At 61.7% G+C, this 15,532-nt stretch carries 12 protein-coding genes; 6 read left to right on the top strand and 6 right to left on the bottom strand.

Translation table 11 applies throughout. The annotated features are described in order from the left end of the window. The first annotated feature begins 64 nt into the window (after nt 1-64). Genes F0A16_RS02075 through F0A16_RS02060 form a run of 4 tightly spaced genes read left to right on the top strand, consistent with a single transcriptional unit; the run spans nt 65 to nt 5,088 of the window. On the top strand, nt 65-1,555 hold the full coding sequence (locus tag F0A16_RS02075; RefSeq protein WP_149433723.1) for a sugar ABC transporter ATP-binding protein: 1,491 nt from the start codon (nt 65-67) through the stop codon (nt 1,553-1,555). After that, nucleotides 1,548-2,540, top strand: coding sequence for an ABC transporter permease (locus tag F0A16_RS02070; protein WP_149433722.1), 993 nt, complete (start codon nt 1,548-1,550; stop codon nt 2,538-2,540). Before F0A16_RS02075 ends, F0A16_RS02070 begins: the two co-directional genes overlap by 8 nt. Then, nucleotides 2,537-3,520 carry an ABC transporter permease gene (locus tag F0A16_RS02065; RefSeq protein ID WP_149433721.1) on the top strand — a complete coding sequence of 328 codons (984 nt, stop codon included), beginning with the start codon at nt 2,537-2,539 and terminating at the stop codon, nt 3,518-3,520. The genes F0A16_RS02070 and F0A16_RS02065 overlap by 4 nt, the downstream gene beginning before the upstream one ends. Before the next feature lie 11 nt (nt 3,521-3,531). Further along, a complete protein-coding gene (locus F0A16_RS02060) occupies nt 3,532-5,088 on the top strand; it encodes an FGGY-family carbohydrate kinase (RefSeq protein WP_149433720.1) in 1,557 nt (518 codons plus the stop codon). A gap of 36 nt (nt 5,089-5,124) precedes the next feature. Here F0A16_RS02060 and F0A16_RS02055 read toward each other — a convergent pair whose 3' ends face one another. Continuing rightward, on the bottom strand, nt 5,125-5,715 hold the full coding sequence (locus tag F0A16_RS02055; protein WP_149433719.1) for a DNA-3-methyladenine glycosylase I: 591 nt from the start codon (nt 5,713-5,715) through the stop codon (nt 5,125-5,127). Between the two features lie 310 nt (nt 5,716-6,025). On the opposite strand from F0A16_RS02055, the gene F0A16_RS02050 reads away from it, so the two are divergent. Next, on the top strand, nt 6,026-6,352 hold the full coding sequence (locus F0A16_RS02050) for a hypothetical protein (protein WP_149433718.1): 327 nt from the start codon (nt 6,026-6,028) through the stop codon (nt 6,350-6,352). Between the two features lie 221 nt (nt 6,353-6,573). Here the strand turns inward: F0A16_RS02050 and fdhA are convergent, their stop codons facing one another. The 3 genes from fdhA to F0A16_RS02035 form a co-directional block, all read right to left on the bottom strand. Further along, entirely contained in the window at nt 6,574-7,767 is a 1,194-nt protein-coding gene (gene fdhA / locus F0A16_RS02045; RefSeq protein WP_149433717.1) for a formaldehyde dehydrogenase, glutathione-independent, read from the bottom strand. A 190-nt stretch (nt 7,768-7,957) separates the two neighbouring features. After that, complete coding sequence (locus tag F0A16_RS02040) at nt 7,958-9,058, bottom strand: FAD-binding oxidoreductase (RefSeq protein ID WP_420853055.1); 1,101 nt, start codon at nt 9,056-9,058, stop codon at nt 7,958-7,960. 77 nt (nt 9,059-9,135) lie between these two features. Then, nucleotides 9,136-9,363 carry a hypothetical protein gene (locus F0A16_RS02035; protein WP_149433715.1) on the bottom strand — a complete coding sequence of 76 codons (228 nt, stop codon included), beginning with the start codon at nt 9,361-9,363 and terminating at the stop codon, nt 9,136-9,138. A gap of 134 nt (nt 9,364-9,497) precedes the next feature. Between F0A16_RS02035 and F0A16_RS02030 the strand changes: the two genes are divergently transcribed. Then, nucleotides 9,498-10,787 carry an aromatic ring-hydroxylating oxygenase subunit alpha gene (locus F0A16_RS02030; protein WP_149433714.1) on the top strand — a complete coding sequence of 430 codons (1,290 nt, stop codon included), beginning with the start codon at nt 9,498-9,500 and terminating at the stop codon, nt 10,785-10,787. Nucleotides 10,788-10,897: 110 nt separating this feature from the next. Here F0A16_RS02030 and F0A16_RS02025 read toward each other — a convergent pair whose 3' ends face one another. Both F0A16_RS02025 and F0A16_RS02020 read right to left on the bottom strand, forming a co-directional pair. Continuing rightward, complete coding sequence (locus F0A16_RS02025; protein WP_187775878.1) at nt 10,898-13,048, bottom strand: TonB-dependent receptor; 2,151 nt, start codon at nt 13,046-13,048, stop codon at nt 10,898-10,900. Between the two features lie 256 nt (nt 13,049-13,304). Beyond that, nucleotides 13,305-15,356 carry a TonB-dependent siderophore receptor gene (locus F0A16_RS02020; RefSeq protein WP_149433712.1) on the bottom strand — a complete coding sequence of 684 codons (2,052 nt, stop codon included), beginning with the start codon at nt 15,354-15,356 and terminating at the stop codon, nt 13,305-13,307. Between the last annotated feature and the right edge of the window lie 176 nt (nt 15,357-15,532).

The raw sequence follows: 15,532 nt of genomic DNA, 5'->3' as shown, positions 1-15,532 counted from the left end.
GACCTCCACAGCCGCGCGATGTCCGCGCGGCCGACTTTCATCTTGCCTTCCGGGAGAGACAGCGATGGATGACATCGCACTGCGGGCGGAGCGTGTCAGCAAGGTGTTCGGCCAGAGCCGGGTACTCGATGACGTCTCCTTCGAGCTCCGCCGCGGCGAAGTGCTCTGCCTCGCCGGCGAGAACGGCTGCGGCAAGAGCACGCTGATCAAGATACTCAACGGGGTCTACACGCCGGAGGCGGGGGCGGCGTTCTCGTTCGGCGACGCCGAAGCCGTGAGCCGCATCACCCCTCGCCATGCCCGCGCACTCGGGATCCATGTCATCTGGCAGGATCTGGCCCTGTTTCCGCACCTGAGCGTTGCCGAGAACATCGTCTTCGACGACTACGTGGCCAGCCCTTTTCGACCGCTCTCCCGGCGAGCCGCCCGCCAGGAGGCGCGCGAGGTGATCGAACGCCTCGGCGTTCCCCTCGACCCCGACACCCGCGTCGAGGATCTCTCCATCGCGCGGCGCCAGTTGGTCGCCATCTGCCGGGTGCTGCGCGCCGGTGCTCGAATCGTGTTCATGGACGAGCCCACGGCATCGCTGACCCGCAACGAAGTGCAGACGCTGCTGGAGATCACGCGCTCGCTCTCGGCGCAGGGCATCTCCATCGTCTTCGTCAGTCATCGGCTGTCGGAGGTACTGGCGGTCTGCCAGCGGGTGACCGTGCTGCGCAACGGCGCCCTGGTCGGTACCTATCCAACCGAGGGCATGACCCAGACGCGGCTGTCGCAATTGATGACCGGCCGCGAGCTGACGCTCACCCCGCGTCATGCCGCCTGCTCGGGCGAGCCGGTGCTCGAGCTGCGCCACCTGAGTCGCACCGGCGAGTTCGAGGACGTTTCGCTGACGCTGCATCGCGGCGAGATACTGGGCCTCACCGGGCTGCTGGGTGCGGGACGCACCGAGCTCGCCCACGTGCTGTTCGGCATGAACCGTCCCACCGGCGGCGAGCTGCTCAAGAACGGCAAGCCGCTGACGCTGCGCTCCAACCGGGACGCGATCCGCAACGGCATCGCCCACGTCTCCGAGGACCGCCTGCACCTGGGGCTGGTCCAGAACCAGTCGATCAACATGAATACCGCCGTGACGGTACTGGACGAACTGGAAAAGCCGAGGGGTTTCCTCTCCCCGCGGCGCCTTCGCGAGCTGACCGCCGAGTGGATCCGGCGTCTCGGCACCAAGGTCAACGACGCCGAACTCGCGGTCTCTTCCCTTTCCGGGGGCAACCAGCAGCGGATCGTGCTGGCCAAGTGGCTGGCGACCCGGCCTGAGGTGCTGATTCTCGACTGCCCCACGGTGGGCGTCGATGTCGGCGCCAAGGCGGGCATCTTCGACATCATCCGGCAACTGGCCGACGAGGGCATGTCGATCATTCTCATCTCGGACGAGGCTGGCGAAATCTGGATGAATTCGGACCGCGTCGTGGTCCTCAAGGCGGGTCGGGTCAGCCGCGAGCTCACGCCCAACGCCATCACCGAGGCATCGCTCGAGGAGATCATCAATGCCTAGACTGCACCTCGGCACCGAGGGCGTGCTGGCCGCGATCATCGTCGCGCTCTGCGTCGTTCTCGGCCTGACCACGGATACCTTTCTGACCACGCAGAACCTGTTCGACCTGCTCAACAACCAGTCCGTGAACATGATCTTCGCCGTCGGGCTGGTGGTGGTGCTCATCGCCGGCGGCATCGACATCTCGTTCGCGGTGGCGGCCTCGGTGGTGCAGTACGTGGTCATGACGCTACTGATCGATCACATGGGCGGCGGCAACTGGTTGCTCGGCATCCTCCTGTCGATGGCCGTGGGTGGTCTGCTCGGCCTGGTCAATGCCTTCCTGATCCACCGTTTTCGCATCGTCTCGATCATCGTCACCATCGGCACCTTCAACCTCTACTTCGGGCTGCTGATGGTCTTCACCGGCGGCGTCTCGATCTACGACATCCCGGACTGGCTCTACTATTCGATTCCCCTGATCGACCTGCCCGCCTCGCGGGGCAGCGCGACGCTCTATCTCCCCGTCGTGGTGATGGCCGTGATGAGCCTGGCCACCGGATTCATTCTCACCCGGACTGGATTCGGACGTGCCATCTACGGTTTCGGCTCCAGCCCGGAAGCGGCCAGGCGCTCGGGCGTGCGGGTGGGAATGATCCATGCTTTCGCCTACGGCTGGCTGGGCCTCTGCGCCGGCGTCGCCGGGCTGATGCAGGCCCACATCGTGCAGGAGGTGGTCCCCAACGCCCTGATCGGCCAGGAGCTGCCGATTCTCGCGGCCGTGGTCCTCGGCGGCGCGACGCTCGGTGGCGGCCGCGGCTCGGTGACCGGTGCGTTGCTCGGCGTGCTGCTGCTGGCGGTGGTGCAGAACGGGCTCAACCTGCTCGGCGTGACCCCCTACGCCTTCCGCATGATCGTCGGCTTCATCATTCTCGTCGCAATCACCTGCAGCAATCTCGACAAGCTGCTGCCCCGTCGCGCGATTTCCAAGGAGGCACGCCCATGAGCGCCGCATCCGCCCCCCGCCGGGCCTTTCGCCCCGGTGCCGAGTCTCTCGAAATCGGCATCATGGCGCTGCTGCTCGTGGCGAGTGTCTCGTTCTTCGCCGTGATGGCGCCCGGCTTCCTGAGCGCGGTCAACGTCCGCTCGATGGCCGTGCAGCTACCGGAACTCGGCCTGCTTTCGCTGGCCATGCTCGTGCCGATCATCTCCGGCGGTCTGAATCTGGCGGTGACGTTCACCGCCAACATCGCGGGACTGACCACGGCCTGGCTGGTGCAGAACGCCCTGGGCGATACCGGCGTGCTCGGCATCGTCGCGGGTATCGCCGCCGGCCTCGGCGTGGGCAGCGCGGCCGGCTTGCTGATCGGCGTCATCGTCGCGCGGGTCGGCGCCCACCCGATTCTGGTCTCGCTGGGCGCGATGATCTTCTTCCAGGGGCTGGGGGAGTTCCTGACCCGAGGCGGCGGTATCTCCGGCATGCCGGCCGGCTTCCAGTGGCTCGGCAGCGGCAGCCTGATCGGTATCCCCATCCCGATGCTGATCTTCCTGCTGTCCGCGGGCGGGCTCGCCTACTTCATGCAGTTCACCCGTACCGGATTCTCGATCCACATGATCGGCTCCAATTTGCGTGCCACCGAATATTCGGGGATCGACGTGCGGCGCGTGCTGATCGTGCTCTACACCCTCTCCGGGTTGCTGGCCGCCATCGCCGGCATGGTGATGCTGGCGCGCTTCAATTCGGTACGCGTGGGCCATGGCGAAAGCTACCTGCTGATCACGGTCCTGGCCTGTTTTCTCGCCGGCGCCAATCCGTTCGGCGGCTTCGGACGCGTGCTGCCGCTGGTGCTGGGTCTGATGAGCCTTCAGGTGATCGCCTCGGGCATGAACCTGATGGGCGCCAGCCAGCATCTTGCCACCGCCGTGTGGGGCGCATTCCTGATCGTCGTCATGACACTGCGCATGCCCTTTCTCAAACGCTCTTGAACAGGCCGACCATGACCGAGACACACTATTCATTGGGCGTCGACATCGGCACCGGCAGCGCCCGCGTCGGGGTCTTCGACGACCGCGGTGAACTGCTGGGCGAGGCGAAAGCGCCGATCGCCATTCACCGCCCCCTCGAACACCACGTCGAGCAGAGCACCACCGATATCTGGCGAGCCGTCTGCGACGCCACCCGTCGCGCCGTCGACCAGGCGGGTATCGAGCCGGCCAGGGTCAAGGGCCTGTCGGTGAGCGCAACCTGCTCGCTGGTCCTGCTCGACCGCCAGCATGAACCACTGGCACTATCGCCTGGCGACGAGCGCTGGAACATCATCGTCTGGATGGATCACCGGGCCACGGCAGAAGCCGCGATCTGTACCGCCACCGGGGCCGCCCCGCTCGCCAATCTCGGCGGCGTGATGTCGCCGGAGATGCAGATGCCCAAACTCATGTGGCTCAAGCGCAATCGACCGGCGCTATACGACAGCATCGGTTACGCCGGTGACCTCGGCGACTGGCTGGGCTATCACTGCACCGGAATCGATCGCCGCTCGGTCTGCACCCTGGCCTGCAAGTGGACCTTCGACCCACGGCCGAATCGCGGCTGGGATCGGGAGTTCCTCGCCCAGATCGACATGACGGACGTGCTCGAGCGCGCCGCGCTTCCCGATCGCGCCGCTGCCGTGGGCGAGCCGCTGGGGCGACTGACCGAGGCGGCTGCGGCCGAACTCGGACTCACCACCGACTGTCTCTTCGCCGTCGGCATGATCGACGCCTACGCCGGCGCCATGGGTACGCTGGGGCGCAGCCTCGACGCCCACTCGGCGCATCGGCTGGCGGTCATCGCCGGCACCTCGACCTGCCATATCGGCGCCCAGCCGGAGCGTCGTGAAGTTCCCGGCGTGTGGGGCCCCTACCCTGGTGCCCTGTGCGACGGGTTCACCGCCAACGAAGGTGGCCAGAGCCTGACCGGCGCTCTGCTGGACCATATCGTCGCCCTGTTCGGCGCGGGCCGCGAGTTCGGCGACGATCCCCACGGCGCGCTTTCGGACCTGCTGCTGGACCGGCTGGCAGAAGGCGATCCGGCCCCGGACCTGCACGTTCGCCCGGACTTCATCGGCAATCGTTCGCCGCTGGCCGACCCCGAGATCCGCGGCGCCATCGTCGGCCTCACGCTGGAGTCGCCCAGAGAGACTTTCATCAAGGTGTACTGGGCCGCAGTGACGGCGCTGGTCTACGGGACACGCGCCATCATCGAGCGCATGAACGCCAACGGCTACGCCATCGACACCCTCCATCTCAGCGGTGGCCACAATCGTTCCCCGCTGCTGCGCAAGCTCTACGCCGACGGCACCGACTGTCGCGTGGTGCTGTCGGAAGCGCCGGAACCCGTGCTGCTGGGCGCCGCGGTAGCCGCCATGGCATCTCGGCGGGACGGGGATCTACTGGCCGTTGCTCGTAAACTTGCGCCCAACGAAGGTGTGCTCGAACCCGATGCGGCAGCCAGGGAGCTCCACGAGAGACGCTATGCCGCGTTTCGCGATCTGTTCGGTGGACGCCTGGACTGAGCGCGAGACGAGGCGCCCGCGCCAAGCATCCGGCGATCAGCCCATCGCCGCCACCGGCTTGCGGCGATGGCACGTCTCGGCATGGTCGTTGACCATGCCCACCGCCTGCATCCAGGCGTAGACGATCACGGGGCCCACGAACTTGAAGCCACGTTTCTTGAGCGCCTTGGAGATATCTACAGAGAGCGGCGTCTGGGTGGGAACCGAACCGTCGCTGCCGATAGAGTCCTGGATCGGCCGTCCCCCCACCATGCCCCACAGGAACTCGGAGAAGTCTTCGCCGTTATCGCGTATGGCGAGATAGGCACGCGCATTGCCGATCGTCGCCTCGATCTTGGCGCGGGAGCGGATGATGCCGGCGTTGCCCATCAGACGCTCGACGTCACGCTCATCGTATCGGGCGATACGCTCGGGATCGAAGCCCTCGAACGCCTCGCGAAAGGCGTCGCGCTTCTTGAGAATGGTGAGCCAGGAGAGCCCCGCCTGGAAGCCGTCCAGGATCAGCTTTTCCCACAGCGCGCGGCTATCGTATTCCGGCACGCCCCACTCCTCGTCGTGGTACTCGGCATTCAACGGGTGACTTCGTGCCCAGGCGCAGCGCAGTAGGTCGGGATTTGGCTCGGTCATGCTCGGGTCTCGTCGGTGGCGGGAAGTGAGTCAATTGTGACACCCCCGCGCGAGGGATTTAAGTTGCTCCGAGTCTGAGTCAGCGGTTACGGAAATCACGCCCTCGCACAGAGGCCACCTACCGATATTGACGCTCACCACACCATCGACAAGGCCTGAACGGATCCATTTCAGGCATTGCGTCGAAAAATACACTGAAAAAACGATCTATCACGTTTTCGTGATGAATCACCGTTTATCTCACAGGTAACTTCATCATCAGTTGGATCAGACGACCAACGTCAACCGATGACAATGGAGTTGCCTTATCATGAAAATTCAAATCCTCTCCGCGCTCGCACTGGCCTTTGTACTACCGCTTTCCGCTCAGGCCAATAGCGCCATGGCAGAGGCCGCCTTCGAGAAAAATCGCGAGATGCTGAGCGCACTCATGAGTGGCGCTGATGCGTCGACAGGGGGAAGCCACAATGCCAACGCGACCGTCAGTGGTCACAGCGACGCGGCGAATAATGCTCTCCAGCAGGTAGCCGAGAGCACGCACCGAAGCACGATGGTCATGTCCGGTACCGGCACGCTTTCCGCCCAGGGCCAGAGCGCAGCCGCCAGCTCGGCTCTCACGGCCGTCAACGGAGGTTGAACAGGAATCCGGATTGGGGCGCGAAGAAACCGATAGTTCTCGACCGATATCGAGCCGTGATTTCCGGATATTTCGCTCGAGTCATTGCAATCATCATCATCAGAAACACTCGATAGTAGGCTTTTTTCACATCAATGGGCCACGCATTCCCTTGGGATTCGTGGCCCATTACTCTTTTACTCGGGTGCCCGAAGCTGAAGGAAGTAGCACCCTGTTTTCTGTTATCGAAGTACGCCGTGCGGATCGATCACGAATTTCTTGGCCGCGCCGCCGTCGAAGTCGGCGTAACCCTGGGGCGCCTCATCCAGCGAGATGGTCTGCACGTTCACCGCCTTGCCGATCTGGACCCTGTCGTGAAGGATCGCCTGCATCAGCTGGCGCTGATAGCGCATGGCCGGCGTCTGGCCGGTGTGGAACGACATCGCCTTGGCCCAGCCGAGGCCGAACTTCATCGAGATGTTGCCGTGCTTGGCATCTTCGCTCTCGGCGCCCGGATCTTCGGTGACGTAGAGTCCCGGGATGCCGACCCGGCCGCCGGCCTGGGTGATCTCCATGGTGGCGTTGAGCACCGTCGCCGGCTGCTCATGGGAATGGTTGTGACCATGGCAGTTGGCTTCGAAGCCTACCGCATCGACCGCGGCATCCACCTCCGGCACGCCCAGCACCGACTCGATCAATTCCGACATGCTGGCGTCCTGCTTGAGATCCAGCCCTTCGCAGCCGAAGCTGCGCGCCTGGTCGAGGCGCTTGTCATTCATGTCGCCGACGATCACGCAGGCCGCGCCCAACAGCTGGGCGGAGACGGCAGCGGCCAGCCCCACCGGACCTGCACCGGCGATATAGACCGTCGAACCCGGCTGGACACCGGCGGTCACGCAGCCGTGGAAGCCGGTGGGAAAGATGTCCGAGAGCATGGTGAGGTCGAGGATCTTCTCCATCGCCTGCTCCTTGTCGGGAAAGACGAGCAGTTGGAAATCGGCATAGGGCACCATCACGTACTCGGCCTGACCGCCGACCCAACCGCCCATATCAACATAGCCGTAGGCGCCACCGGCGCGGTCACCGTTGACGTGCAGGCAGATATGGGTATCGCCGCGTTTGCAGTTGCGGCAGCGGCCGCAGGCGACGTTGAACGGCACCGAGACGATGTCGCCCTTCTTGATGAACTCGACGTCACGGCCACACTCGATCACCTCGCCGGTGATCTCGTGGCCGAGCACCAGCCCTTCCGGCGCCGTAGTTCGGCCACGCACCATGTGCTGGTCGCTGCCGCAGATGTTGGTGGTCAGAATCTTGAGGATGACGCCGTGATGGCACTGGCGGCTGCCGAGCGCCAGCTCAGGGAAAGGGATGCTCTCGACGGCGACCTTGCCGGCGCCGCGAAAGACGACGCCTCGATTGGCGGGTGAAGACATGGTGTGAACTCCTGGGTCTGGTCTCGGAATGCCTTGCGTCGTGCCGCTCTGGCGACGACATCGAAAGAAGGCGCGAAACCAGACTAGGAGTTACATCGATGGTGAAACGGTCTCGTCACGCCACCGAATGACGCTGCGACGACAGCCGCCAGGTCCAAAGGTCTAACACTTGCAGCTCTTTGCTCGTCGCTCAGAAATCGATGACGACTTTTCCCCGCGGCTTCGAACAGCATGACAGGATGAAGCCCTCGGCTTCGTCCTCCTCGGTGATGCCGCCGTTGTGCTCCATCTCGACCTCGCCCTCGAGCTTCATCACACGACAGGTACCGCAGATCCCCATCCCGCAGGCCTTGGGAATATGCAGCCCCAGCTTGGCCGCCGCCGAGTGAATGGTATCGTTCTCGCTGACGCGAATACTCTTGCCGCTGCCAGTGAATTCGACTGGCATCAGATCGGCCGTGTCCACTTCTTCCGCGTCGGCCTCCGCTTGCTCGGCCAGTTCCAGCACGTCTTCCTGGACGCTCAACGGTGTCGCACCGAAAGACTCCTGATGGTAGTGCGACATATCGAAGCCATCTTCCAGCAGCACCTGGCGCACTGCTTTCATGAATGGCGTCGGTCCGCAGCAGAATACCTCCCGCTCGAGATAGTCCGGCGCCATCAAGGTCAGCATCTGCCTTGTCAGATAGCCCCGGAAACCGGACCAGGCCTGGCTAAGCTCGTCGCTGCGCTCGCACACGATATGCAGACGGAACTCCGGCAGCCGCGAAAACATGTGCACCAGTTCACGGTGGTAGATGATGTCGTTGGGGGCCTGAGCGCAATGGATGAACTCCAGGTCGACGGCGGCATTGGTATCGAAGAACCAGCGCGTCATCGACATCAGCGGCGTGATCCCGACGCCCCCCGAGAGCATCATCACTTTCTCCGCCGGGTGATCGATGACATTGAAATCCCCGACCGGCCCGTGAACCACCATCGGGTCGCCGACCTTGAGATTGTCGTGAAGCCAGTTGGAGACCTGCCCGCCAGACAAACGCTTGACCGTGATCGAGAAGCTGTAGGGGATCGAGGGTGAACTGGAAATCGTGTAGGAACGCATCACCGGCTGACCGGCGATCTCCAGTTCCAGCGTGACGAACTGCCCCGGCTTGAAGAAGAACATCACCGGCTGGTCGGCCATGAAACAGAACGTTCGCACGTTCCAGGTTTCCTGAATGACCTTGACGCACCGCACCTGATGTCGGCCGTTGGTCCAGGTTTGCGTATTGACCGGATTGAAGAATTGCATCGTCACCGCACTCGATCGGGGAAATGGCCAGGGCGAGAACGCCGATCCGCATAGCCGCTTCCGGTGAATTACTATCCTCAGCGGATTCTGCGCACGCCGAAGCGGACCGACTTGCCTATCAACGACACAGGCATGCCAACCACCCCCAGGTGCCGCCAAAACCTCGATTCCGGCACGAAAATTGACCCGCCGAGACACCCGCGCAGCGTCATCGGCACCAAGGTATCGACGGGTGACTTACCGGTGAGCATTTGTGCCCGGCGGTCGGCCTGGCATCGACGAATGTCGCGGATGGACAATTTCATCGCCAGCACCTGAGCGACACTCGCCGAAAGTCGGATCGGTAGCATGCAATCGCCACCGTCCTATGCCATTCACCTGGTCGTTCCCGCGGACGTGTTCGGGAAAGACCCACTCAGTCATCGATGAGGATGCGACCATGTCACCACTTCCACGCGACAGCCTGGATGACGCTCTCAGCGCGACCCGCAAGGCCGTGGCGGATATGCTGGATCAGCGTGACCCGACCTATTCACTGCCCCAGCCCTTCTACAACGACCCGCGGCTGTTCCAGGTCGACATGGAGGAGATCTTCGAGAAGCAGTGGCTGTTCGCCGGCATGAGCTGCGAGATTCCCGCCAAGGGCAACTACTTCAAGCTCGAGGTGGGTAGCAACTCGATCATCGTTCTACGCGGTGCCGAAAACAAGATTCACGCCTTTCACAACGTCTGTCGCCACCGCGGCTCGCGCCTGTGTCTCAAGGACAAGGGCAAGGTGGCCAAGCTGGTCTGCCCCTACCATCAGTGGACCTACGAACTCGACGGCCGGCTGCTGTTCGCCGGCAGCGATATGGGTACCGAGTTCGACATGAGCGCCTATGGCCTCAAGCCCGTGGCGGTGAAGAGCGCTGGCGGCTTCGTGTTCATCAACCTGAGCGAGGACCCGGAGCCGATCGACGACTTCCTGGTCTCGCTGGAGCACTATCTCTCGCCCCACGAGATGGACAACGTCAAGGTCGCGGTGGAGTCCAACATCGTCGAGCGCTGTAACTGGAAGCTGGTGATCGAGAACAATCGCGAGTGCTACCACTGCAACGGCGCCCATCCCGAACTGCTCAACTCGCTGATCGAATTCGACGATACCAACGACCCCCGCTCCACCGGCGAGTACCGAGATCTGGTCGCCCGCAAGCAGGCCGACTGGACCACCTGCGAGGTACCGTGGCAGCTGGCCCGATTCGGCAAGCGCAATCGCCTCACCCGTACGCCGCTGATCGACGGCATCGTCTCGATGACCATGGATGGCAAGCCGGGCTGCAACAAGCTGATGGGCCATATACCCAATGCGGACATGGGCTCGCTGCGCATCCTTCACCTGCCCAATTCCTGGAACCATTTCATGGGCGATCATGCCGTGGTCTTCCGCGTACTGCCGTTGGGCCCGCAGGAGACGCTGGTCACGACCAAGTGGCTGGTGCACAAGGATGCCGTCGAGGGGACCGACTACGACCCCGAACGTCTGCGCCAGGTCTGGGACGCCACCAACGATCAGGACCGCCGCCTGGCCGAGGAGAACCAGCTCGGCATCAATTCTCGCGCCTATCAGCCCGGCCCTTATTCGACGACCTACGAGTTCGGCGTCATCGATTTCGTCAACTGGTACAGCGAAACACTGCGGGCCAACCTCGGTGTCGAGACATCGCCTCAGTTGCAGGTCGCCTCGCAGTAACGCTGCACGGCTTGAGCGGCAAGCGATCCACGCTTTACCAGCCATCCACCCATGAAAAAGGCGCTTCCCGAAGGAGGCGCCTTGCACCGGTACCCGGAAACGCCGGGAAATCAGAACTCGACGGTAGCCGACAGCTTGAGCGTACGCGGCTCCCCCTGAACCAGGGTCTGGTTACCAGTCGTTGCGGCAGACTCCCAGTAATCTTCATCAGTGACGTTGTCGATGCCCGCGCGCCAGATCAGGCTCGCCTCATTGAGCGGCATGGTGTAGCGGAAGCCTAGGTCGAGACGATTCCAGGGATCGACTTCGAGGTTGTTGGCCTCATCGACGTACTGTGAGCCGGTGCGAATGAGTCGTCCGGTCGCCGTGAGCCGGTCCATTTGGGGGATATCCCATTCACCGCCCAGAACATAGCGGTATGTCGGCACGCCCGGCGCGTCGTTGCCATCGTTCTCGCCATTGGTCGTGTTGCGAAGTTCCGGATCCATGAAGGTCGCGCTCGCCAACACACGCACGCCATCCAGCGGCACTCCGTAGCCACTCAACTCGATGCCGCGGTTGCGCTGCTCACCGTTGTAGCCGGCGGTATTGTCCTCAATGCTGACCTGCGGCTGCTCGATCTGGAAGAGACTGATACCACCGCCGATATTGCCGTAATCGAACTTGGCGCCGACTTCGTCCTGCTTCGAGCGTACGATACCCAGAATTTCATTGGGATTCGTAAGATCTGGGTAATTGTTCAGACCGGGGGCCGTTTCGCCCTGCTGTAACGCCTCGATATGATTGGCGTAGAGCGAAATAGTATCCGTGGGTTTGTAGACGATGCCATAGACCGGAGTGACGCGAGACTTGGAAAACCGGTTTTCCCGTATACCCGTATTCCCATTGTAATTATTGACCTCGATCTCTTGATATCGACCGCCCAACGTCATCAGCACACGATCATCGAAGAAACCCAGTGTGTCCGACAGAGAAACGCCGTTATTGTAGGTGCGCCCTGTCGTCGTGGGGTCACTCAGATCACCGCTTGGGAAATTAGGCTCGCGGACTGGAACGTCGACCGGGTCGTAGATGTTGGTCGGCGCTCCCGTGAAAATTCCATCGAAAGCCACATCCTTGCGAAAATAGACGCTGGAATAACCCAGGTTCACCTGATGCGAGACCGGTCCGGTATCCAACTGTCCGCGCAAGCCGACCTGACTGGCGAAGGTTTCCGACTGGTAGGCCGTATCGAGTTGGGAAACCGTAGCATCACCATCTTCATTAGTAACGCTAGGCGACCCGGCCAGACTTCGCTCATGGGTGCGATTGCCCCCGATCGCGGCATAGCCGGTCCAGGAGTCACTGAAGTCGTACTCGCCTCGCAGCATGGCGAAATTGGTCTCCAGGCTCGAGCGATTCCAGCTTGGCGTGTAGTTGCTGTCGGCATCGGGCACCGAAGGTACGGAATCGCCGGTGTAGTTGGTCAGGTTCACATTCAGGCGGCCGCCATCGATGACCGATTTCTGGTGACCGACATCCAGCGATGCCCGAGCGCGATCGCCACGGTAGTCCAGTCCCACGACCGCAGAGGTATTCTTGCGGCTCTCGTCGTCGATGGCCGTATCCCCACGCCCGCGGTTGATACTGGCCCGAATCCCATATTCGTTCTGATTGCCGAAACGCCGACCGACATCGAGCTGCGTCTCGCCATAGCTGTCCGACTGGTATCCCGTGGAAACTCGCGTGATTGGCTCGTCGGTTGCTCGCTTGGGTTCGATGTTGACAGCGCCGCCCACCCCGGAACCGCCAGCGGGTACGCCGTTGGCGAACGCACTGGCACCTTTGAACAGTTCGACCCGCCCCATCATGCTGGTGTTGATCAACTGGCGTGGCAGTACACCGTATAGCCCACCGTAGGAAATATCGTCACCGTACAGGTCGAACCCGCGGACCTTGAATGACTCCGAGTAGTTGCCGAACCCCTTGCCGACGATCACCGAGGCATCGTTTTGCAGCACGTCCCCCAGCGTGTCGGCCTGTTGATTCTCTATCAGGTCGCTCGTATAGCTGATGACATTGAACGGCACGTCCATCGTGTCCTGCTCGCCGAGAACCCCGATCCGTCCCCCGGCAGCAACCTGCCCGCCCGCATAGGCGGGCGGCAGTGTATCGCCTTGGGTCAGGATCGCCTGGCTGGTGACGGTCACCGTATCGAGGGACTGGCTATCGCCAGGACTGCTTTGGGCCCAGCTCGTGGTGACGACAGGTGGCGCGCTCATGGTGACCGCAACGAAAGCCAACCTGCCAAAGAGGCGCCTGTTCTCGGAAGACGCGATACCTGGGTTCATTATCCTTGGACCTATCGATATGGACGGGCAAAGTAAAAAGCGGGCCCATTCTATAGCGTCCCGACATCAACATAAATAGAAACGAGAATCATTATTGCCATGATGATGACTGCGATTGCCGGGAGCCAGGTGTCATCCAACAAAAAGCCCGGCGTTGAGCCGGGCTCCCGTTCAATGCACAACTGTATTACCAACGATATTTCAGACTGCCGATAACACTGCGGGATTCACCGTAGTAGCACCAGTAGTCGCAGCCGCTGACGTAATCTTCGTCCGTCAGATTGGTGACGTTGACCTGAGCGGTCCAGTGCGAGTCGACCGCATAGCTGACCATCGCATCGTAGAGCGTGTAGGCCGCCACTGTGGTGTCGCTGTACTGGGGTGAGTCCACGCTGGTACCGATGTAGCGCGCTCCGGCCCCAAGCCCCAGTCCAGCCAGCGTTCCATGGGAGAAGTCGTAATCCAGCCACAGCGAAGCTTGGTGACGCGGAATGAGACCTGCACGGAGTTCTTGCTGGGTGTCGCTGACATCAAGCGTCACGTCAGTGTAGGTATAGGCTGCCGTGACCTGAAGGTTGTCAGTGACATAACCCACACCCTCGAGTTCGAAACCTCGGGAATGACGCTCCCCACCCTGGTTACTTGAGGAACCGCCGCTGGGATAGAGCGTGTCGCTCTCCTTCAAGTCGAAGACAGCTGCAGTGACATAACCATCCAGCCAATTGGGTGCGTACTTGAGCCCCAGCTCCCACTGTTTACCCTCGCTAGGCTGGTAAGCGTCGCCATTCAGATCGTTGCCGATGTTTGGCGTGAATGACTCGCTGTAGCTGAGGTATGGCGAGAGACCATAGTCGCCCAGATACATGACGCCACCGGTATAGGACATCTGCGTATCGTCGTAACTCTGATCCTCGCCACCCTCCTGCTTGTTGGTGACGTCGACGCTATCGTGTCGCGCCCCGGCCAATAGAATCCAGCGATCGTAGAGGCGCAACTGATCCTGTACGTAGACGCCGATTTGCTCCTTGCCCTGATCGTAGTATGTCGGATTGCTGGGTGGATTGGTGGTTACATCGCCCGGATCGAAGATATCGATCATGCCGTAGTTGAAGTTGTCGCGGCTGAGATAATCGGCATCCAGGTGCTGGTAATCGAGCCCCACCAACAACGTGTTCTCGGTGTTGTCGGTATACCAGGTACCGATCATGCGGTTATCGATGGTGAAGGCGTCGTAGCTGCCATCGCGATAGGTCAGGCCACGCTGCGCGGTGCGATCATCGGTCATGTATGACGGATATGCAGTACGCAGGAAGAGATCGAGCGAGCTCAACCGCGCGTTCTGTTGGAACGCCCAGGTATCGTTGAAGGTGTGCTCGAGTTCGTAGCCGACCGAAATCTGCTCGTGCTCGAGACGATCATTGTCGTTGTCACCGAGATCCGTATCGCGATCCACCTTGCCAAACGGCGTGTCGTTGACGGAACCGTAGGGAAGATAGAAGACATTTGCTGGCGTGCCATGATCGCGCTGATAGCTTGCCAGCAGCGTCAGGGTTGTCCGGTCGGATAGATCTACCGCCAGGCTGGGAGCGAAGTAAACTCGCTCGTTGTCGGTACCGTCAAGTTCACCGTCCTGGTCACGAAACAATCCAACGAGACGGTAGCGGACATCGCCGCTGTCGGTGACCGGTCCAGACGTATCGATCCCAACCTGCCGATGCCCCTTGTTACCGGCCTGGATTTCGAACAACCCCTGGGTTTCATCGGTTGGACGCTTACTGATGGCGTTGATGATGCCCCCGGGAGGCGCCTCGCCATATAGGATCGATGCTGGCCCCTTCAGGAAATCGACTCGCTCGAGACCGAAAGGCTCAGTTTTCCACCATAGATAGCCGGCCTCGCGGAACAGACGCAATCCATCCTGATAGGTTGAGTCCTCACCCGAGAAGCCGCGGAAGAAGAACCAGTCCGCCTTGGCGTCATTCCCGTAGGGTGCCGACAATGCACCGGCACGATAGCGTAAAACCTGGTCATACTTGTTGACCGCGCGTCTCTCCAGTTCGGTGTCGGTGACCACAGAAGCCGAACGCGGGGTTTCCAGCAGCGGTGTGTCGACCTTGAGCGCCGTGCTGGTGACCACGACGGTTTCGTTGGCCGCAGCCGGCTCCTGGGCAAGTGCGCTTCCCGCACAGGCAAAAAGCAGCGTACCGCTCACGGCGGCGAGAGTGTTCCCTGGTTTCATCGAATCGAATGCCCGTTTATCGCGTTGTAGGAGCCGGCAGCCGTCGGCCGGACGTTGTTATCGACAGTATTCTAAATGACAATCATTGCCATGTGTATTCAATAGGAAGTGCGTCTCCTCTCTTTATTGATAACGATTGTCATTCGATCTACCATCACCGCCCGTAGGCCGCATCC

Origin of the sequence: Salinicola corii, from assembly GCF_008298015.1 — a bacterium.
In the GTDB taxonomy this organism is placed as follows: Bacteria; Pseudomonadota; Gammaproteobacteria; order Pseudomonadales; family Halomonadaceae; genus Salinicola; species Salinicola corii.
Note: the sequence above shows the minus strand (reverse complement) of the source record. Positions and strands in the feature narration are given on the sequence as shown.